The sequence below is a fragment of the Variovorax sp. GW821-FHT10D07 genome, assembly GCF_059415325.1.
On the sequence record NZ_JBWKMZ010000003.1, the window covers coordinates 223,984 to 241,323 of the forward strand.

Annotated in this window: 18 protein-coding genes; 8 read left to right on the plus strand and 10 right to left on the minus strand. The window is 71.6% G+C overall.

Annotated features, from left to right (window positions below; all coding sequences use genetic code 11):
- Positions 1–4 precede the first annotated feature (4 nt).
- The 4 genes from AC07PU_RS11435 to AC07PU_RS11450 form a co-directional block, all read right to left on the minus strand.
- On the minus strand, positions 5–247 hold the full coding sequence (locus tag AC07PU_RS11435) for a hypothetical protein (protein WP_495317553.1): 243 nt from the start codon (positions 245–247) through the stop codon (positions 5–7).
- A gap of 12 nt (positions 248–259) precedes the next feature.
- Positions 260–2,320: a LamG-like jellyroll fold domain-containing protein gene (locus tag AC07PU_RS11440; protein ID WP_495317555.1), complete on the minus strand. Its 2,061-nt coding sequence runs from the start codon at positions 2,318–2,320 to the stop codon at positions 260–262.
- A 257-nt stretch (positions 2,321–2,577) separates the two neighbouring features.
- Positions 2,578–3,114, minus strand: a complete 537-nt coding sequence (locus tag AC07PU_RS11445) for an SRPBCC family protein (protein WP_495317557.1) — start codon at positions 3,112–3,114, stop codon at positions 2,578–2,580.
- A gap of 34 nt (positions 3,115–3,148) precedes the next feature.
- The gene (locus AC07PU_RS11450) at positions 3,149–3,499 is read right to left on the minus strand and encodes an ArsR/SmtB family transcription factor (RefSeq protein ID WP_495317559.1); all 351 of its coding nucleotides are present in this window, start codon (positions 3,497–3,499) and stop codon (positions 3,149–3,151) included.
- Positions 3,500–3,678: 179 nt separating this feature from the next.
- On the opposite strand from AC07PU_RS11450, the gene bla reads away from it, so the two are divergent.
- The 3 genes from bla (at position 3,679) to AC07PU_RS11465 (ending at position 7,295) form a co-directional block, all read left to right on the plus strand.
- On the plus strand, positions 3,679–4,566 hold the full coding sequence (bla, locus tag AC07PU_RS11455; RefSeq protein ID WP_495317561.1) for a class A beta-lactamase: 888 nt from the start codon (positions 3,679–3,681) through the stop codon (positions 4,564–4,566).
- A gap of 146 nt (positions 4,567–4,712) precedes the next feature.
- Positions 4,713–5,942 carry an MFS transporter gene (locus AC07PU_RS11460; protein WP_208510735.1) on the plus strand — a complete coding sequence of 410 codons (1,230 nt, stop codon included), beginning with the start codon at positions 4,713–4,715 and terminating at the stop codon, positions 5,940–5,942.
- Between the two features lie 51 nt (positions 5,943–5,993).
- A complete protein-coding gene (locus AC07PU_RS11465; protein ID WP_093344681.1) occupies positions 5,994–7,295 on the plus strand; it encodes a UDP-N-acetylglucosamine 1-carboxyvinyltransferase in 1,302 nt (433 codons plus the stop codon).
- Positions 7,296–7,438: 143 nt separating this feature from the next.
- On the opposite strand, the gene AC07PU_RS11470 is transcribed toward AC07PU_RS11465, so the two are convergent.
- The 4 genes from AC07PU_RS11470 to AC07PU_RS11485 all read right to left on the minus strand — a co-directional run bounded on the left by AC07PU_RS11470 (position 7,439) and on the right by AC07PU_RS11485 (position 10,629).
- Complete coding sequence (locus AC07PU_RS11470; RefSeq protein ID WP_495317564.1) at positions 7,439–7,882, minus strand: ester cyclase; 444 nt, start codon at positions 7,880–7,882, stop codon at positions 7,439–7,441.
- A gap of 107 nt (positions 7,883–7,989) precedes the next feature.
- Entirely contained in the window at positions 7,990–8,610 is a 621-nt protein-coding gene (gene trhA / locus AC07PU_RS11475) for a PAQR family membrane homeostasis protein TrhA (RefSeq protein WP_208510737.1), read from the minus strand.
- Positions 8,611–8,653: 43 nt separating this feature from the next.
- Entirely contained in the window at positions 8,654–10,087 is a 1,434-nt protein-coding gene (locus AC07PU_RS11480; RefSeq protein ID WP_495317566.1) for a glycerophosphodiester phosphodiesterase family protein, read from the minus strand.
- 167 nt (positions 10,088–10,254) lie between these two features.
- Complete coding sequence (locus AC07PU_RS11485; RefSeq protein WP_093344671.1) at positions 10,255–10,629, minus strand: winged helix-turn-helix transcriptional regulator; 375 nt, start codon at positions 10,627–10,629, stop codon at positions 10,255–10,257.
- A 50-nt stretch (positions 10,630–10,679) separates the two neighbouring features.
- Here AC07PU_RS11485 and AC07PU_RS11490 point away from each other — a divergent pair, with 50 nt between their 5' ends.
- Positions 10,680–11,504: an SDR family oxidoreductase gene (locus AC07PU_RS11490; RefSeq protein ID WP_495317569.1), complete on the plus strand. Its 825-nt coding sequence runs from the start codon at positions 10,680–10,682 to the stop codon at positions 11,502–11,504.
- A gap of 16 nt (positions 11,505–11,520) precedes the next feature.
- On the opposite strand, the gene AC07PU_RS11495 is transcribed toward AC07PU_RS11490, so the two are convergent.
- Complete coding sequence (locus AC07PU_RS11495; protein WP_296798490.1) at positions 11,521–12,435, minus strand: LysR family transcriptional regulator; 915 nt, start codon at positions 12,433–12,435, stop codon at positions 11,521–11,523.
- 145 nt (positions 12,436–12,580) lie between these two features.
- Here AC07PU_RS11495 and AC07PU_RS11500 point away from each other — a divergent pair, with 145 nt between their 5' ends.
- Genes AC07PU_RS11500 through AC07PU_RS11515 form a run of 4 tightly spaced genes read left to right on the plus strand, consistent with a single transcriptional unit; the run spans position 12,581 to position 16,922 of the window.
- Positions 12,581–13,036 (plus strand): DoxX family protein, encoded by a 456-nt coding sequence (locus AC07PU_RS11500; protein ID WP_495317571.1) that lies wholly within the window; start codon positions 12,581–12,583, stop codon positions 13,034–13,036.
- Positions 13,037–13,066: 30 nt separating this feature from the next.
- The gene (locus AC07PU_RS11505; RefSeq protein ID WP_495317573.1) at positions 13,067–13,708 is read left to right on the plus strand and encodes a (2Fe-2S)-binding protein; all 642 of its coding nucleotides are present in this window, start codon (positions 13,067–13,069) and stop codon (positions 13,706–13,708) included.
- The gene (locus tag AC07PU_RS11510) at positions 13,701–14,696 is read left to right on the plus strand and encodes an FAD binding domain-containing protein (protein ID WP_495317575.1); all 996 of its coding nucleotides are present in this window, start codon (positions 13,701–13,703) and stop codon (positions 14,694–14,696) included. Before AC07PU_RS11505 ends, AC07PU_RS11510 begins: the two co-directional genes overlap by 8 nt.
- A gap of 3 nt (positions 14,697–14,699) precedes the next feature.
- Positions 14,700–16,922 carry a xanthine dehydrogenase family protein molybdopterin-binding subunit gene (locus tag AC07PU_RS11515; RefSeq protein ID WP_495317577.1) on the plus strand — a complete coding sequence of 741 codons (2,223 nt, stop codon included), beginning with the start codon at positions 14,700–14,702 and terminating at the stop codon, positions 16,920–16,922.
- On the opposite strand, the gene AC07PU_RS11520 is transcribed toward AC07PU_RS11515, so the two are convergent.
- Positions 16,919–17,275, minus strand: a complete 357-nt coding sequence (locus AC07PU_RS11520; protein ID WP_495317579.1) for a hypothetical protein — start codon at positions 17,273–17,275, stop codon at positions 16,919–16,921. The two genes, AC07PU_RS11515 and AC07PU_RS11520, sit on opposite strands and share 4 nt — an antisense overlap.
- Positions 17,276–17,340 lie beyond the last annotated feature (65 nt).

The following is a 17,340-nucleotide window of genomic DNA, read 5'->3' on the forward strand; positions in this document are numbered from 1 at the left end:
GGGCTCAGGGCGCGCAGCGCACCGACTCGGGACGGCGCGGCGGCAGTTGAGAATCGGGCGTGCCGCCCGGCGGGGTCAGCGCCTCGATCGGCGGACCGGCGGTGGCCGGGTCGTTGGGCACGAGGCTGGTGGCCGGCGGCAGGGCGATGGCGCCGCCACCCCCTCCGCCGCCGCCGCAGGCCGTGAGCACGGTGGCGGCGAGCAGCGCCAGGGCGCAGGCCGCGCGTTGCATCGTTGGGTTGCGCATGCGTGTCTCTCCTCAGGGCACCAGCGTGGTCAGCGAACCGCGCGAGCGCGCGATCGACTCGATCTCGGCCGCGCTCAGCACGCGGTTCCAGGTCGCGAACTCGGCGAAGTCGAAGCGCCCGGCGATGGTGTTGCTCGCATTGCCGTTGCGATAGTTCGGGCCGTAGCCGCCGTCGCCGTCCTCGTTGAGCGAGAAGCCCTTGTTGAGGCCGTTGAGCGCGGCCGCGAAGGCGCTGGTCAGCGTGGCCGAGCTGCTCTGCAGGCCCAGCGCCGGATCGAAGACGTAGTAGCTCACCTTCAGCGCCGGCACGTCGACCGTCATCGCGACATAGGCCCAGGTGTTGGCGCTGAAGCCCAGGTCCTTGTCGCCCAGGCGCGCGCCGCCGCGGCCGATGTTGAAGCGCAGGGCGCTGCCGTACTGGCCGATCGCGAGGCCCGGGTTGTTGCCGCTGCCCCAGTCCTTGTTCGAGATCACCGGCATGCCCGAGCGCGTGGCGTCGGAGCGGAACCAGAAGCCGAAGCTGAAGGGCGCGCTGGTGCTCGTCACGCTGGCGGTCGGGATCGAGTAGCCGCCGTCGCAGGCTGCGCAGACCGTGGCGCCCGTGTAGTCGGTCGACAGCAGTGCGCGCGTGCCGCTGCCCAGCGGTCCGTCGCCGGCCGTCGCGTAGACCGCGGTGGCGCCCTTGACCCAGGGCGCGAAGACCTGGCCGCCGGCGATGCGATCGCCGAGCGCGCCGTTCAGCGGGAACAGGTGCGTGAGGCCGTTGGCCACGCTGGGCAGCAGCACGATCGGCTTCACGTAGTCGAGCGAGGCGCGCAGCGAGACCGGCGTCTTGTCGGCCACCACCGTGTAGTCGTAGGCATAGGTGCCGCTGGCGTCGAAGGGCATGGTGGTGTCCTCGAAGCCCAGGGCCGTGCCGGGCAGCGTGGCCACGGCCGCGCCGTCACGCAGCACCGTGATCGAGGCCACGGCGGCCGGCAGTGTCCAGCTCAGGCGGATGCCGTTGCGCTTGTCGTTGGCCACCGCGGCGAGCCGGCGCACGCCGGGCGCGCCCAACAGCGGCGCGCCGTCGATCGCGTACTTGTCGGCCGTGGGCAGGGCCGACAGGTGGGTCAGCAAGGTGGGCGCGATGTCGGCCGTGGAGGCGTAGCCGTACCAGTCGGCGATGTCCGCGGGCAGCCCGGCGGGCGCTGCTGCGTCGAGGTTGGCGCGACGGTCGAGCACCAGCGCGGTCGCGAGGTTCGACGGCACCGGGATGCCGTCGGCCACGCCGGTGGCGCCCAGGCCGTGGGTGGTGGCGACGACCACCAGCCAGTCCTCCTGCGGCTGGGCCGCGCGGCGCCGCGCCAGCGCGGAGCGCAGCGTGGCGATCTGCTTGTCGACCTGCGCGAGCGCGTTCTGGTAGTCGGTGCCGTAGCCCGCCACGTCGGCGACCTGCGCCGGGCCCTGGTAGTCGGCCACCACGAGGTCGTAGCCGCCGCTCTCGAGCGCGCCCGCGGCCTCGGTCGAGACGCAGTCGTCGCTGCCGTCGCAGTCCTTCGCGAGCTCGAGGTAGCCCGCGGCCTTGTCGGTGCGCAGCAGTTGCGGCAGGCCGCTCCAGCTCGCGACCACCGCGCTGCGGGTGTCGGCGCGGCGTTGCTTGAGCAGCTTGAAGACGGTGTCGGCGCCGAAGGCCTGGCCTTCGTAGTTGGAGCGGATCTCGTGCCGGTCGGCCCAGCCGCCGGTCAGCAGCGTGGCCCACGACGGCCCGTCGGTGGCCTGCTGCTGCGTGCGCTGGCCGAGCACGCCGCCGGTGTAGGAAGGCAGCAAGGTGCCCAGGCCTTGCAGCGCGGGCATGCGCGCATCGCCGAGCGCCTGCTGCAGGGCCGCGTATTGCACGCCGTCGACGCCGATGACCAGCGCCTTGGGGCGGGGTGCCGGCGCGGGGGAGGGCGCGGGTGCGGGGGCCGGCGCGGGCGGTGGAACGGGAAGGAAGGGGGTCGAACCACCGCCACCGCCGCCGCAGGCGGCCAGCAGTAGCACGGGGGTCAGGCACAGGGCGGCGCGCGCGAGGCGGCCTCTCGGCGTTGTCATCGGGGAACTCCGGCAGGTCAAGAACGCCGGGGCGGGCACTCAACCCGCCCCGGCACGAAGGCATTCCTGGTCATGCGTGGCTTGCCGGCGATCGATGCATTCATGTGCACTTGGGCAGATGAATGTGATTTACAACAAAATCCACAAATACAACCAATGCCTCGAATGCTGCGCGAGCTGCATGACAGCGCCGCGACAGCGCCGGCCGAAAAAGAAAAGGGGCCCGAAGGCCCCCGTGGTGGTCGAGCGCGTGCGCTTCAGCGGATCTGCGCCTCGTAGTGCTGCTCGATCGCCGCCAGCGAGGTCCAGAAGCCCGCGGGCGCGCGGCCTTCGAGCAGCGCCTCGAGCACCTCGAGGTGCGCATGCCAGCCGCTGGCCACGCTGACGGTTTCCTTGCGATCGGGCAGGCGCCGATGCGTGAGCACGAGACGGGTCGCATCGCCCTGCGGCGCGAGTTCGAAAGTGACCTCGGAGGCGTCGTCCGCCTCGCTGCCCCAGCTGATGACCAGCAGCCTCGGCGCCTCGATGCGCAGCAGCCGCGACTTCTGCAGGTGCGGCGCGCGGTAGGCCGCGTAGCGCTCGGGCGCGGCCTCGCCCGAGAGGGTGGTGTGCTCGAAGCGCAGCTCGAACACCGCGCCGGGCTGCGGCGCCATGGTGCCGCCCGCGAGCCAGCGCGCGCGCTTCTCGGGATCGACCAGGTGGGACCAGACGCGCTCCACGGGCGCGGCCAGCAGGCGCTCGATGCGCAGGGTGCCGGGCTCGACGAGCCGGCCGAATCGTTCGGTGGTGGTCATGGGTGTTGCTCCTTGTATCGGGTGGGGAAAGAAATCAGCCGGCGTCCTCGCGCAGCGCCTGCTCGAGCGCATCGAGGCGGCCGCCCCAGAAGCCCTCGTAGTAGCGCAGCCAGGCGTCGGCCGTGGCCAGCGCCGTGGGTTCGAGCCGGCACACGTGGGCGCGGCCCTGCACCGTGCGCGACACCAGGCCCGCGCGCTCCAGCGTCTTCACGTGCTTGGAAGCGCCGGCGAAGCTCATGCGGAACGGCGCGCCGAGCTCGCCCACGCTGCAGTCGCCCTGGGCCAGCAGCTGCAGCATGGTGCGCCGCGTGCTGTCGGCCAGCGCGTGGAAGATGGCGTCGAGCCGCTGGTCCTGGCGCTCGGTGGGTAGTTCAAGTTCAACCATGAGGTTGAATATAGGCCGGTTCCGGATTTCGTTCAACCCTTTGGTTGAATTTGAAAGGGGCAAGCGCCGTTACACCCGATACAGCCGGGACGCCCCGCGCCCCCTTCGCGCTGGTGGCGCGGGGCCCCCGTTCCTACGATGCGGTCTCATCCAACCACTCTCTTCGCACCAAGACACCCATGAACACACCCATCCGACGCCGTACGCTCCTCGCCGCCGCCAGCGCGGTGCCGCTCGCGAGCGCCTGCGCCGCCTGGTCCGCCGCCGGCCCGGACGCCGAGGCCCGGCTCGCGGCGCTCGAACGCGACTGCGGCGGCCGCCTGGGCGTGCACGCGCTCGATACCGGCAGCGGCGCGCGCATCGCGCACCGCGGCAACGAGCTGTTTCCAATGTGCAGCACCTTCAAGCTGATGCTCGCGGCCGCGATCCTGCAGCGCGGCGCCGCGCAGGAACCGGCGCTGCTCGAGCGCCGCCTGAGCTACACCCGCGCCCACCTGCTGCCGAACTCGCCGATCACCGAGAAGCACCTGGCCGACGGCATGACCGTGGCCGAGCTGTGCGCCGCCACGCTGCAGTACAGCGACAACGCCGCCGCCAACCTGCTGATGCACCAGCTCGGCGGGCCGGCCGGCGTCACGGCCTATGCGCGCTCCATCGGCGACACGGTGTTCCGCCTCGACCGCTGGGAGACCGAGCTCAACAGCGCCATCCCCGGCGATCCGCGCGACACCACCAGCCCGGCCGCGATGGCCGCCAGCGTGCAGCGGCTGGTGCTCGGCGATGCGCTGGCCGCGCCGCAGCGCGCGCGGCTCGAGGCCTGGCTGCGCGGCAACACCACCAGCAAGGAGCGCTTCCTGGCCGGCGTACCGGCCGGCTGGGCCGTGGGCGACAAGACCGGCGCGGGCGACTACGGCACCAACAACGACGTCGGCGTGCTGTGGCCGGCTTCGGGCGCGCCGCTGGTGCTCGCGGTGTACCTGACCTTCCCCGGCGACAAGGGCGCCAAGACGCGCAACGACGTGGTGGCCTCGGCGGTGCGCATCGTGGCGAACGCGATGCGGGGCTGAGCGCCCGCGCTGCCCCGGGGCCGCAATGCCGTACCCGCCCCATCGGGCACTGCGCGGCGCGCCTGCGGCCTGGGGCCATCGGCGGGACAATGGCCGCGCCTTGCGCGCCCCGCGCGGCCAGGGCATCCAGCCAGAGCCCTCGCCGCATGTCGTCCCCGCCCGCCGTCTCCACCTCCTCGTCCACCCCCCAGGCCTCGTTCTCGCTGTGGCGCATCGCGGTGCCGGCCTTCGGGCCCTCGCTGCTGTTCGGCATCGGGGAGGGTGCGATCCTGCCGATCGTGCCGCTCACGGCGCGCGAGCTCGGCGCCTCGGTGCCGATGGCGGCGCTGGTGATGGCGCTGATCGGCATCGGCTCGCTGCTCAACAACATCCCGGCCTCGATGATCACCATGCGCTGGGGCGAGCGCTGGGCCATCGTCGCGGCCGGCGCCTGGAGCGCACTCGGCATGGCACTGTGCGTGTGGACCTCGCACCTGGGCCTGTTCGCGCTCGGCTGCTTCATGGTCGGCATGTCGCAGGCGGTCTACAACCTCGCGCGCCAGAGCTACATGAGCGAGGCGGTGCCGGTCGAGTACCGCGCGCGGGCGCTGTCCACGCTGGGCGGCGTGATGCGCATCGGCATGTTCATCGGCCCCTTCCTGGCGGCCGGCGCGGTGCATTTCTTCGGCCTGATGGCGGCCTATGTGCTCGGCATCGTGGCGGTGGCCGGCGCGGCCATCCTGGGCGCGCGCATTCCCGACCTCGAGCTGCCGCCCGCGCCGCCGGGCCAGGCCGCGCCCGCGAAGCCCACCATCGTCTCGACCCTGCGCGACCATCGCCGCGTGTTCCTCACGCTGGGCATCGCCGTGACCCTGGTCAGCGCGGTGCGCGCCTCGCGCCAGGCCGTGATCCCGCTGTGGGCCGACCACCTCGCGCTGGCGCCCTCGGTGGCCTCGCTGATCTACGGCATGGCCGGCGGCATCGACATGCTGGTGTTCTACCCGGCCGGCAAGGTGATGGACCAGAAGGGCCGGCGCTGGGTCGCGGTGCCCTCGATGCTGATCATGGGGCTCGCGATGCTGCTGATGCCGCTGACCACGGGTGCCGCCACGCTGCTGGTCGCGGCGCTGGCGATCGGCTTCGGCAACGGCATCGGCTCGGGAATGATCATGACCCTGGGCGCCGACCATTCGCCGCGCCATGGCCGTGCGCACTTCCTCGGCGTGTGGCGGCTGATGTCCGACATCGGCGCCTCCTGCGGGCCGGCGCTGCTGTCCTTCCTCGCGGGCAGCCTCTCGCTGGCCGCGGGCATTGCCGTCACGGGCGGCCTCGCCTTCGCCGCGGCCGGCGTGCTGGCCCACTGGATTCCGCGCCGCACGCCGGGCCACGAGGCCTAGCGAAGGCTGTCGCCGCCTATCATTCACCCCACACAGGGGTCCCACACACACATGTCCAATCTCATCGTCCACGGCGGCACGCCGCTGCGCGGCCGCATCACGCCGTCGGCCAACAAGAACGCGGTGCTGCCGATCCTCTGCGCCACCCTGCTCACGCGCGAGCCGCTGCGTCTGCACGGCGTGCCCGACATCACCGACGTGCGCAAGATCCTCGACATCTTCCGCACGCTGGGCAGCGAGGTGCAGCTCGACCACGCCACCGGCACGCTCGCGCTGCACCACCGCGACACCGTGTTCGACGCCGCCGCCCACCGGCTGCCCGAGGAGATGCGCTCCTCGATCATGCTGGTGCCGCCTCTGCTGGCGCGCTTCGGCGTGGCGCGGCTCGAGGACAACGTCAAGGGCTGCACCCTGGGCGTGCGCGAGATCGATCCGCACGTGGAGGTGTTCCGCAGCTTCGGCGGCCAGGTCGAGCGCGCCGAGGGCTCGCTGCTGGTGCGCACCGACGGGCGCCTGGTGCCCACCGACCACTGGCTCGACTACGCCTCGGTCACCACCACCGAGAACTTCGTGCTGTGCGCGGTCGGTGCCGAAGGCACCTCGACCCTGACCAACGCCGCCTCCGAGCCGCACGTGCAGGAGTTCTGCCGCTTCATGGCCATGATCGGCGCGCGTATCGACGGCATCGGCACCTCGCGCCTCACGGTGCATGGCGGTCATGCGCTGGGCGGTGGCGAGTTCCGCTTCGACGAGGATTTCCACGAGATCACCACCTTCCTCGCGCTCGGCGCCATCACCGGCGGCGACGTGGTGGTGCGCAACAGCGCGCCGGCCAACTTCCCGCTGATCGACCGCACCTTCGCCAAGTTCGGCGTGCAGATCGTGCACGAGGATGGCTGGTCGCGCGCCGTGCGCTCGGGGCCGCTCAAGGTGCAGACGCCGTTCACCGCCAACGTGCTGACCAAGGTCGAGGCCGCGCCCTGGCCGTACTTCCCGGTCGACCTGCTGCCGATCTTCATCGCGCTGGGCGTGCGCGCGCAGGGCAACGCGATGTTCTGGAACAAGGTCTACGACGGCGCGCTGGGCTGGACCGGCGAGCTCTCGAAGTTCGGCGCTCACGTGTTCTCGTCCGACCCGCACCGGCTCATCACCTTCGGCGGTGCCCCGCTGGTGCCCGCGGTGGTCGAGAGCCCCTACATCATCCGCGTGGCGATCGCGCTGTTCATGGTGGCCTCGAGCATCGAGGGCCGCTCCGAGATCCGCAACGCCACGCCGATCCGCCGCGCGCACCCGCGCTTCGTCGAGAACCTGCGCAGCCTCGGCGTGCAGGTGGAGTGGACCAGCGAGGAGTGACAAGGTGTGAATCAACCTACTGCGCGCCCCGATCTCGCACCTGCGGTCCTCACCGTACGTGAGTACGGCTGCGGTCCTCGGCGCGACCTCGGGGCGCTCGCTACGGTTTCTTCACACCTTGTGAGCGTTCCGGCCGCCGTGTTTCACGGCGCCGCGCGCCGCAGCAGCCCGGCCTCGATCGAGGCCTCGATCCGGTCGACCACGTCCCAGTGGCGCAGCAGCAGCCCGTCCTTCGTGTCATAGCGGTCCGCGGTCGCGAAGCGCAGCGCGCGGCCGGTGGGCGGCGCGCCGAGGAAGTTGCCGGTGTGGGTGCCGGCCCATCGGGTCATCGCCATCAATTGCGTGCCCTCGACCAGCACCACCTGCTCGAGCGGCCGCAGGTCGGGCAGGCCCGCGAGCAGCAGGCGCGCGAAGTCCGCGTACATCGCCGGGCCGCGGCCACGCAGCATCGGCGAGCTGCTGCTGAAGTCGGGATGCAGGAAGCGGGCGATCGCGTCGAATTCGTGGCGTTCGAACACCGTGTGGCGGAATGCGAGGAAGCTGGCGCGAAGGCCCTCGCTCGCCGAGGAAGGGGTGGTGGAGGTCATGCGGGCTCGTGAAGCGCAACGGCGGGCGACCAGTGTGTCGCCGCGAGCTCGCGCGGCGCGATGACCGCCGCGGTCATTGACGAAGCCGCGCGCGCCTCGCGACCGCGCTACAGCACGAACCAGCCCACCGCCACGTAATGGCTCACCGTGCCCGCGAGCACGAACAGGTGCCACACCGCATGCGCATGCCGGAAGCCGCGGCGGTTGCGGTAGAAGACCGTGCCCGCGGTGTAGAGCACGGCGCCGATCAAGAGCCATGCGAGGCCGCCGCCCTCGAGCTGCATCGCCAGCGGCACGGCCGCGGCGATCGCGAGCCAGCCCATGCCGATGTACAGCGGCAGCGAGGGCTTCACGGGCGCGCCGCGCGCGGCCATCAGCTCGCGCCGGATGCCGACCGCGGCCGCGCCCCACATCGCCAGCAGCGGCACCCAGGCCCAGGCGCCTTCGAGCATCACCAGCGCGAACGGGGTGTAGGTGCCGGCGATCAGCAGGTAGATCGCGCAGTGGTCGGCGCATTCCCACAGACGTTTGAGCCGGCCGCGCGTGCTGTGGAACAGGGTGGAGGCCGCGTAGAGCGCGACCGCCGAAAGCGAGAACACGAGCGAGCCGGCGATCTTCGCCGGGTCGCCCGTGGGCAGGGTCTTGGCCAGCAGCAGCACGGCCGCCGGCAAGGCGAGCAGCAGGCCGAGCAGGTGGCTGTACCCGTTGAGTCGTTCGCCCGGGTACATGGTGTGCCGCCTGCCTGCTTCGGTCAGTCTGCCGCGTGCCGGCTCAGCGGCCGGTTTCCTTCAGGTAGTCCTGGCGCGCGGCGAAGGCCGTGTTCGCGAAGTCCGAGAACACGCCGTCGATGCCGGCGCGGAAGTACGCGAGGTACTCGGCCTTCGGGTCGCCCTTGTAGACGGCGGCCAGGTAGCGCGACTCGTTGCGGAATGTGTAGCTGTGAACGAACAGGCCGGCCTTGTGGGCGTCGGCGATCAGGCTGGTGGGCTTGATCGTGTTGGCTTCGACCATGCCCTTGTTGGGCGTCTTGAACGGAACGATCGTGTGCGCCATCACCTGCGGCTTCCACGGGCCGATGCCGTCGGCATAGGTCTTGACCTCGGCCAGGCCGGCCGGGGTGAGCATCGCGCCGAACCAGCGCGGGTCGCCCGCGAGGGTCCAGCTGTAGGGACGGCCGTCGACGAAGGTGTAGTCGTCGGTGGTGACGTAGATCATCTCGCCGGTCTTGAAGTCGATGTCGTTGCCGTCGACCAGCTGCACCGCGCGCGCCTTCAGGCCGGCCGAGCGCAGGTACTTCAGGCTCACCGGGTCGAAGCTCTGCACGAAGATCGGTGCGTCCTTGCGGTTCAGGTCGTTGGCGTTCATCGCCTTGAGCAGCGCGTCTTCGAGCGGGTGGCTGCCGGCCGGGCCGCAGCCGTTGGCGATCGCCTGGGCGTTGTTCCAGATCGGGTTCTTGGTTTCCGGATACACGGTGATCGTGCGGCCGGTGGCCTTGGCCTTGGCGCGCATGATGTCGATCACTTCCTGGAAGCTCAGGATCGGCAGCTTGCCGTTGAGATCGGTCGGGCGCTCGTCCTTCGCGTCGAAGGTGGTGCCATGGATCCACTGCTTGAGCTCGGCCAGCGTGAAGTCGGTGATCGACCAGTCGCCGGTGTGGTCCTCGCCGTCGACGACCAGCGACTTGAGCACCGACTTCGGATCCTTGGGATCGGTCAGGTCGCTCAGGTACTTCGCCGGGCCGTTGGCGGGAATCGCCGGGTAGGTCACGTCGACACGCACGCCGGGCACGGTGCGCTTGCGCGCGGCCACGGTGGCGTTGGTCTTGGCGACCTCGGTGATGTCGGTGTTGTCGCTGAGCCAGGGGTTGTGGCGCGCGACCAGCACGCAGTCCTTGGTCAGGTGCAGGTCGGTCTCGAGCGAATCGGCGCCGGCATCGGCGGCCGCTTCGTAGGCCTTCTGGGTTTCCTCCGGGAACAGGCCGGGCAGGCCGCGGTGGCCGATCACCAGGGGCACCGAGCCGTCGAGCGTGCCCAGCGGGGTCGGTGCCGGGGCGGGTGCCGGCGCCGGAGCGGGCGGAATGACGGGAACGAAGGCGCTGCCGCCACCACCACCGCCGCAGGCGGCGATGACGAGGCTGCCGCCGAGCGCGACGAAGGCGGCACGCAGGGGACGGGGTGCGGGTGCAGGAACGGCTGTTTTCTTCATGTTGGAGTTTCGCGTTGCGTTGCGTTGAGGGGTGCCGAAGGCCGGCGGATGCTAGGTTTGGCGGATGACGGTACGGTGACCGTGGGCGCGCAAGCAACACGGGCGTCCATGCGCCCGAAGCGCGGTGACATCGAGCGTCACCGCGGCGTCATCGAAGACTTTGTGTCCTAGTCGAAGCGCGGTCGCGCCTCGGACCACTGGAGCAGCCCGTCGAGCACCGGGCACAGCGACTGGCCCCAGTCGCTCAGGCGGTATTCGACCTTCGGCGGCACCTGCGAATGCACGGTGCGCAGCACCAGGCCGTCGGCCTCGAGCTGGCGCAGCTGCTGCGTCAGCATCTTCTGCGACACGGCCGGTATCGCCTGCTCGAGTTCGGAGAAGCGCAGCACCTTGCCGCCGAAGAGCTGGAACAGGATCACCAGCTTCCAGCGGCCCTCGATCCAGCCCAAGGTGCGCTCGACCTGCGCGGCCGCGCTGGCCGGCGTGTAGGCGACGGGGTTACCTGCGAGTACGGGCCTTACTTCTTCGTGCGTTCTTGTCATGGCCCGAGGGTATCCCTAGCCTCGATGCATCGCCAACAAGGACCTTTCCCATGACCGACATGCATCAGCCTTCCTCCCTGCCTTTCTCGTTCGACCCCGCGGAGTTCGCGGGCCGCCGCGTGCTCGTCACGGGCGGCACCAAGGGCATGGGCCAGGCCATCGTGCGCCGTCTCGCCGCGAGCGGCGCGCGCGTCGCCGCCACCGCGCGCAGCGCCCCCGATGCGGCCGACAGCGACGGCGCCGAGCTCTTCGTCGCGGCCGACATCGCCACGCCCGCGGGCGTGGCGCGGGTCGCCGAGCGCACGCTCGCGGCCTTCGGCGGGCTCGACATCCTCGTCAACAACGTCGGCGGCTCGGGCGCCTCGCCCGGCGGCGCGCTCGCGCTCGACGATGCGCAATGGCAGGCGGCGCTCGACACCAACCTGCTCGCGGCCGTGCGGCTCGACCGCGCCTTCCTGCCTTCGATGCTCGCGCAGGGCGAGGGCAGCATCGTGCACATCTCCTCGATCCAGCGCCGGCTGCCGCTGTACGAATCCACGCTCGCCTATGCCGCGGCCAAGGCGGCGCTCACCACCTACAGCAAGGGCCTGTCGAAGGAGTTCGGCCCGCGCGGCGTGCGCGTGAACACGGTGGCACCGGGCTACATCGAGACCGGTGCCGCGCGCGCCTTCGTCGAGCGGCTCGCGGCGGGCGCGGGCAGCGACTACACGAGCGCGCGCCAGGGCGTGATGGATGCGCTCGGCGGCATCCCGATCGGCCGGCCCGGCCTGCCCGAGGAGGTGGCCGAGCTCGTGGCCTTCCTGGTGTCGCGGCGCGCGGCCTCGATCCATGGCAGCGAGTACGTGATCGACGGCGGCACGGTGCCGGTCGTGTAGGCGCGCGAGGGCGCCGCTACCTGAGCGCGCCGAAGCGCTCGGCATAGAGCGCCGTCACCCAGTCCACGAACACGCGCACCCGCGGCGACAGCAGCCGGTGCTGCGGGTAGAGCACCGAATAGACCATCGGCGGGCAGGGCGTGCCGGCGAGGATCTCGACCAGCGTGCCGGCGCGCAGCTGGCGCTCGATGTGATAGCGCGGCACCTGGATGATCCCGCAGCCCTGCTCGGCGCAGGTCTTGTAGCTGTCGGCGTTGTTCACGCTGATCCAGTCGGGCAGCACGACCTGCTCGACGCGCCCGTTGACCTCGAACAGATAGGGGAAGTGGTCGGGCCGCGAGGACGAGAAGAAGTTCACCGCCAGGTGCTGCTGGCTCAGCAGGTCGGCCGGTGTCAGCGGCGTGCCGCGTTCGGCCAGGTAGGCTGGGCTCGCGCAGGTCACTTGCGGCAGCAGCGCGAGCCGGCGCGTGACCAGCGAGGAGTCCTTGGGCTCGCCCGCGCGCACCACGCAATCCACGCCTTCGCGCACCAGCTCCACGAGCCGGTCGCCGCTGCCCACGGCGAGCACGATGTTCGGATAGCGCGCATGGAAGTCGCCGATGCGCGGCAGCACGATGTCGTTGGCGGCCGCGCCATGGATGTCGATGCGCAGCCGCCCGCGCGGATTGACCGCGAGCTGCGCGAGCGAGGACTCGGCGTCCTCGAGTTCGAGCAGCAGGTGGCGGCAGCGCTCGTAGTAGGCCTGGCCATCGACCGTGGTGCGCACCTGGCGCGTGGTGCGCTCGAGCAGGCGCACCTGCAGCCGGGCCTCGAGTTCCTTGATCGCATGGGTGGCCGTGGCGCGCGGCAGCTCGAGCGCGGCCGCGGCCTGCGTGAAGCTGCCGAGCTCCACGATGCGGGTGAACAGGCGCATGGCATCGAAGCGGTCCATGGAATGAGCTCGGCGAATTGTTGGCCTGTGTTGAATTGTATTGACGAAATTCGCATATTTATTCGCCAATGCAGAACAGAGAGACTGCTAGCGCGCGGCCATCCCGCCGCGCCTCGTCACCTTTTCCCCCCGAGGAGCGACCCCCATGCAGTTGATCTTTCCGCGCCTGCGCGGCACCTATGACCGCTTCGAGCCGCTGAGCTACGCGCTGCTGCGCCTGGCTTTCGGCCTGATGCTCGTGACCCACGGCCTGCCCAAGCTGCTGGGCCGCAGCCACGGCAGCATGGCCGACTCGATGAAGGGCTCGGTCAACCTGATCGCCAACGTGCTGCACCTGCCGGGCGCCGAGCTGCTCGGCTGGTTCGTCGCCATCCTCGAGGGCGTGGGCGGGCTGATGCTCGCGGCCGGCCTGTTCACGCGCGTGGTCGCCGCGATGGTCGCGGTGCAGATGCTCGTCATCTGCTACGTGATGGGCCCGACCTTCCCGTGGATCGACCGCGGCTTCGAATACCCGCTGATGCTGTTCTTCATCGCGCTGTGCCTGCTGGCGCGCGGCGGTGGCCGGCTGTCGCTCGATGCGCGCATCGGGCGCGAGGTCTGAACAGAAGAACAAGAAAGAAAGGACGCCACGATGAACCCCACCCCATCCCCCGGCATCGGCGCGCCCGCGCTGAGCCGCCGCACCTTCATGATGAGCACCGCGGCCGGCGCCGCTGGTGCCGCGAGCACTGGCCTCGCGAACGCGCAGGAACCCGCGCCCGCGCCGCCGCGCATCGACACCCGCGTCGTCATCAACGGCCAGCCGCATGCGCTGCAGCTCGAGCCGCGCGCCTCGCTGCTCGACGTGCTGCGCGAGCAGCTCGGCCTCACGGGCGCCAAGAAGGGCTGCGACCACGGCCAGTGCGGCGCCTGCACCGTGCACCTCGACGGCCGGCGCGTCGCCTCCTGCCTCACGCTGGGCGTGAAGACCGACGGCTGCGCCGTCACCACCATCGAGGGCATCGCCGCGCCCGACGGCACGCTGCATCCGATGCAGCAGGCCTTCGTCGACCACGACGCGCTGCAGTGCGGCTACTGCACGCCGGGCCAGGTGATGGCCGCCATCGCCTGCGTGCGCGAGGGCCATGCCACCAGCGAGGCGCAGATCCGCGAGTACATGAGCGGCAACCTCTGTCGCTGCGGTGCCTACGCCGGCATCCTCGAGGCGATCCGCGATGCCGCTCCGCGCATGCGCGCCGAGACCGAAGGCATGGAGGGCCGCCGCCATGCATGACTTCGCCTACCACCGGCCGCGCAGCAGCGCCGAGGCCGTGCAACTGCTGGCACGCAGCCAGCCCGGCGCGCGCTACTTCGCGGGCGGCACCACCCTGTTCGACCTGATGAAGCTCGGCGTGGAAGCGCCGGCCACCGTCATCGACATCGGCCGCATCGAGGGCCTGCGCGAGATCGACGCCAGCGACCGGGCCGAGCTGCGCATCGGCGCGCTCGCCGCGATGAGCGACGTGGCCGAGCATCCCGTGGTGCAGCGCGAGTTCACCGCGCTGTCGGAGTCGCTGTGGAAGGCCGCCTCGCAGCAGCTGCGCAACATGGCGAGCGTGGGCGGCAACCTGCTGCAGCGCACGCGCTGCGCCTATTTCCGCGGCGGCCCCGAGTTCGCCTGCAACAAGCGCGTGCCCGGCAGCGGCTGCGCGGCGCTGGCGGGCGTGAACCGCGGCCATGCGGTGCTCGGCGGCAGCGAGGCCTGCGTGGCAGTCTATCCGGGCGACTGGGCGGTGGCGCTCGCGGCCTTCGATGCGCAGGTCGACACGCTGAGCCCGCGCGGCGAACGCACGGTGGCCGTGCGCGAGCTGCACCGCGCGCCCGGTGCCACGCCGCACCTCGAGACCGTGCTCGCGGCCGACGAGCTGATCGTGCGCATCCGCGTGCCGCGCACGCCGGCGGGCAGGGCCTCCACGTACCACAAGATCCGCGACCGCGAGTCCTATGCCTTCGCGCTGGCCTCGGCGGCCGTGGGCCTGCACCTGCGTGCCAACCGCGTGGTCGATGCGCGCATCGCGCTCGGCGGCGTGGCCACGCACCCGTGGCGCGCGCTCGAGGCCGAGCGCAGCCTGATCGGGCGGCCTTTCACGCAGGCCGCGGCGCGGCGCGCGGCCGAGATCGCGTTCGCGCAGGCCAGGCCGCTCGAACACAACGGCTTCAAGGTGGCGCTCGGCATCGAGACGGTGACCGACGCGCTGATGCTGGCCCGGGACAGGAGCTGAACGATGGCAACCACGATCCAGAACCCCCAACGCGGCGCGCGGCCCGGCGCCGAGCGCGTCGATGCGCACGACAAGGTGCGCGGCGTCACCCGCTATGCGGCCGACGATGCGCGCGCCGGCCTGCTGCATGCCGCGCTGGTGCCGTCGCGCATCGCGCGCGGCAGCGTGGCGCGCATCGACACCGGCGCCGCCGAGCGCGTGCGCGGCGTGCGCAAGGTCTACACGCACCAGAACATCGGCGCCTTCGAATCGGGCGGCTTCCTGATGGGTGGCGGCTTCGGCTTCCAGAGCTTCTATCCGCTGCGCTCGGCGCAGATCGCCTACCGCGGCCAGACCGTCGCGATGGTGGTCGCCGACACGCTCGAGGCCGCGCGCGAGGCGGCGGCGCTGGTGGAGGTGCGCTACGAGGCCCAGCCCTTCGTCGCGGGCATCGACGCGCCCGACGCGCAGCCGCAGGCCCAGTCCGCGCTGCTGCCGCAGCCGATGTTCGCCGACCGCCGCGTGGGCGATGCCGAGGCCGCGCTGGCCGAGGCGGCCTTCACCGTGGAGGCGCGCTACGAGCTGCCGATCCAGCACCAGAACCCGATGGAGATGATCGCGACCGTGGCCGAATGGAACGAGGGCGTGCTGACCGTGCGCGAGCCGACGCAGAACGCCGAGGGCGTGCGCCACGGCCTCGCGAAGCAGCTCGGCATCGAGCCGGCGCGCGTGCGCGTGCTCTCGCCCACGCTGGGCGGCGGCTTCGGCCAGAAGAACTCGCTGCAGTCGCACACCGCGGCGGTGGCGATCGCCGCGCGCGAGCTCGGCCGGCCGGTCAAGCTGGTGCTGACGCGCGCGCAGCTGTTCCACAACGCTAGCTTCCGGCCCGCGAGCCGGCACCACGTGCGCCTGGGCGCGGACCGCGAGGGCCGGCTGGTCGCGGCGGTGCACGACATCGACCAGCAGACCTCGCGCCACGACCTCTTTCCCTCGAGCGGCAGCGAGATCACCTCGCGGCTGTACGGCGTCAGGCACTTCCTCGGCCGCGACCGGCTGGTGCGCACCGACGTGCAGACGCCGGGCTACATGCGCGCGCCCTTCGAGCATCCGGCGGCCTTCGCCTTCGAGAGCGCGGTCGACGAGATGGCCTACCTGCTGGGCCGCGACCCGGTGGCCTTCCGGCTCGCCAACGACACCGCGGTCGATCCGCTGAGCGGCAAGCCCTTCTCCTCGCGCCACCTGGCCGAGTGCCTGGTGCAGGGCAGCGAGGCCTTCGGCTGGGCGCGGCGCGACATGGCGCCGGGCTCGATGCGCGTGAGCGACGGCAGCCGCATCGGCTGGGGCGTGGCCGTGGGCGCCTACAAGGCCGCGATGGCGCCGGCCTTCGCCACCGTGCGTCTGGCCGGCGACGGCCGCGTGCGCGTGGCCGTGGGCGGGCACGAGATGGGGCAGGGCATGCGCACCGCGATCGCGCTCACCGTGTCGCGCGTGCTCGGCGCGCCGGTGGCCGCGGTGGAGATCGCGCTCGGCGACACCGGCGCCGCGCCGCAGCACCTGACCGCCGGCTCCTGGGGCACCGCGACCGCGCTGCCGCCGGTGCAGGAGGCGGCGCAGCGGCTGATGGAAGACCTGCGCATCCACGCCCCCGGCGCGGGTGCGAACGCCACCGCGCTCGAGCTGCTGCGCGCCTCGGGCCGCGCGCAGGCCGAGGCCGAGAGCCGGCGTCGCGCGCCCGGCCAGCCCGAGCAGGTCTACGGCCGGCTCACGGGCGGGCTGCCGGCCGCGGCCGGGCCGGTCTATCCCGACTACGTGGGCTTCAGCTTCATCGCGCACTTCGTGGAGGTGCGCATCGAGCCGACCACGCGCCGAATCCGCGTGCCGCGCGTGGTGAGCGTGGCCGACTGCGGCGCGGTCGCGAGTCCGCGCACCGCGCGCAGCCAGGTCGAGGGCGGCGTGGTCTGGGGCATCGGCGCCGCGCTGCGCGAGGCCAGCGAGGTCGATCCGCGCCATGGCGGCTTCCTCAACGCCGACCTGGCCGAGTACCTGCTGCCGGTGGCGGCCGACATCGGCCGCATCGAGGTCGGCTTCGTCGGCAAGCCCGACACGCGCTTCAACGCGCTCGGCGTGAAGGGGCTCGGCGAGGTCGCGATGGTGGGCGTGGCACCCGCGATCGTGAACGCGGTGTTCCATGCCACGGGCAAGCGGCTGCGGCGGTTGCCGCTGCGGCTGGAGGACCTGCTCGATTAGCGTCGGTCGAAGCTGTTGACGTGGACCTCGACCAGGTCCACGAACTCCGGCAGCTCGAGCAGGAACTCGGGGTCGCGCGCCAGCGGTGCCACACGCAGCGGATCGCCGCGCTTGTCGTGCATGGTGTGCATGTCCTCGACCGAGCGCCAGAACGACACGGTGCGGAACTCCGCCACGTTGCCGCGCAGGCGCCGGAAGTACTGCACGCCGAGGCAGTCGGGCTTGCGCGCGATCTCGCGGATGCCGTGCTCCATGCTGTAGTGCAGGTAGTCGTCGGCCCGCGCGATCGGCGTGCGGCCTTCCCAGATGCGCCCGATCAGCGGGGTTTCGAGCAGCTTGCATTCGACGGTCATGGGTTCTCCTTTCGTGTCATCGATCGGAAACCCTGGACCGGCCGCGCGGCGCCCCGCGTAGGAAG

What these genes read in the sequence shown, in the direction of transcription:
- AC07PU_RS11440 (WP_495317555.1), bottom strand. Translation starts at nt 2,320, where the DNA reads ATGACAACGCCGAGAGGCCGCCTCGCGCGCGCCGCCCTGTGCCTGACC.
- AC07PU_RS11465 (WP_093344681.1), top strand. Translation starts at nt 5,994, where the DNA reads ATGTCCAATCTCATCGTCCACGGCGGCACGCCGCTGCGCGGCCGCATC.
- AC07PU_RS11470 (WP_495317564.1), bottom strand. Translation starts at nt 7,882, where the DNA reads ATGACCTCCACCACCCCTTCCTCGGCGAGCGAGGGCCTTCGCGCCAGC.
- AC07PU_RS11495 (WP_296798490.1), bottom strand. Translation starts at nt 12,435, where the DNA reads ATGGACCGCTTCGATGCCATGCGCCTGTTCACCCGCATCGTGGAGCTC.
- AC07PU_RS11510 (WP_495317575.1), top strand. Translation starts at nt 13,701, where the DNA reads ATGCATGACTTCGCCTACCACCGGCCGCGCAGCAGCGCCGAGGCCGTG.
- AC07PU_RS11500 (WP_495317571.1), top strand. Translation starts at nt 12,581, where the DNA reads ATGCAGTTGATCTTTCCGCGCCTGCGCGGCACCTATGACCGCTTCGAG.
- trhA (WP_208510737.1), bottom strand. Translation starts at nt 8,610, where the DNA reads ATGTACCCGGGCGAACGACTCAACGGGTACAGCCACCTGCTCGGCCTG.
- AC07PU_RS11445 (WP_495317557.1), bottom strand. Translation starts at nt 3,114, where the DNA reads ATGACCACCACCGAACGATTCGGCCGGCTCGTCGAGCCCGGCACCCTG.
- AC07PU_RS11460 (WP_208510735.1), top strand. Translation starts at nt 4,713, where the DNA reads ATGTCGTCCCCGCCCGCCGTCTCCACCTCCTCGTCCACCCCCCAGGCC.
- AC07PU_RS11505 (WP_495317573.1), top strand. Translation starts at nt 13,067, where the DNA reads ATGAACCCCACCCCATCCCCCGGCATCGGCGCGCCCGCGCTGAGCCGC.
- AC07PU_RS11450 (WP_495317559.1), bottom strand. Translation starts at nt 3,499, where the DNA reads ATGGTTGAACTTGAACTACCCACCGAGCGCCAGGACCAGCGGCTCGAC.
- AC07PU_RS11515 (WP_495317577.1), top strand. Translation starts at nt 14,700, where the DNA reads ATGGCAACCACGATCCAGAACCCCCAACGCGGCGCGCGGCCCGGCGCC.
- AC07PU_RS11520 (WP_495317579.1), bottom strand. Translation starts at nt 17,275, where the DNA reads ATGACCGTCGAATGCAAGCTGCTCGAAACCCCGCTGATCGGGCGCATC.
- AC07PU_RS11490 (WP_495317569.1), top strand. Translation starts at nt 10,680, where the DNA reads ATGACCGACATGCATCAGCCTTCCTCCCTGCCTTTCTCGTTCGACCCC.
- AC07PU_RS11480 (WP_495317566.1), bottom strand. Translation starts at nt 10,087, where the DNA reads ATGAAGAAAACAGCCGTTCCTGCACCCGCACCCCGTCCCCTGCGTGCC.
- bla (WP_495317561.1), top strand. Translation starts at nt 3,679, where the DNA reads ATGAACACACCCATCCGACGCCGTACGCTCCTCGCCGCCGCCAGCGCG.
- AC07PU_RS11485 (WP_093344671.1), bottom strand. Translation starts at nt 10,629, where the DNA reads ATGACAAGAACGCACGAAGAAGTAAGGCCCGTACTCGCAGGTAACCCC.
- AC07PU_RS11435 (WP_495317553.1), bottom strand. Translation starts at nt 247, where the DNA reads ATGCGCAACCCAACGATGCAACGCGCGGCCTGCGCCCTGGCGCTGCTC.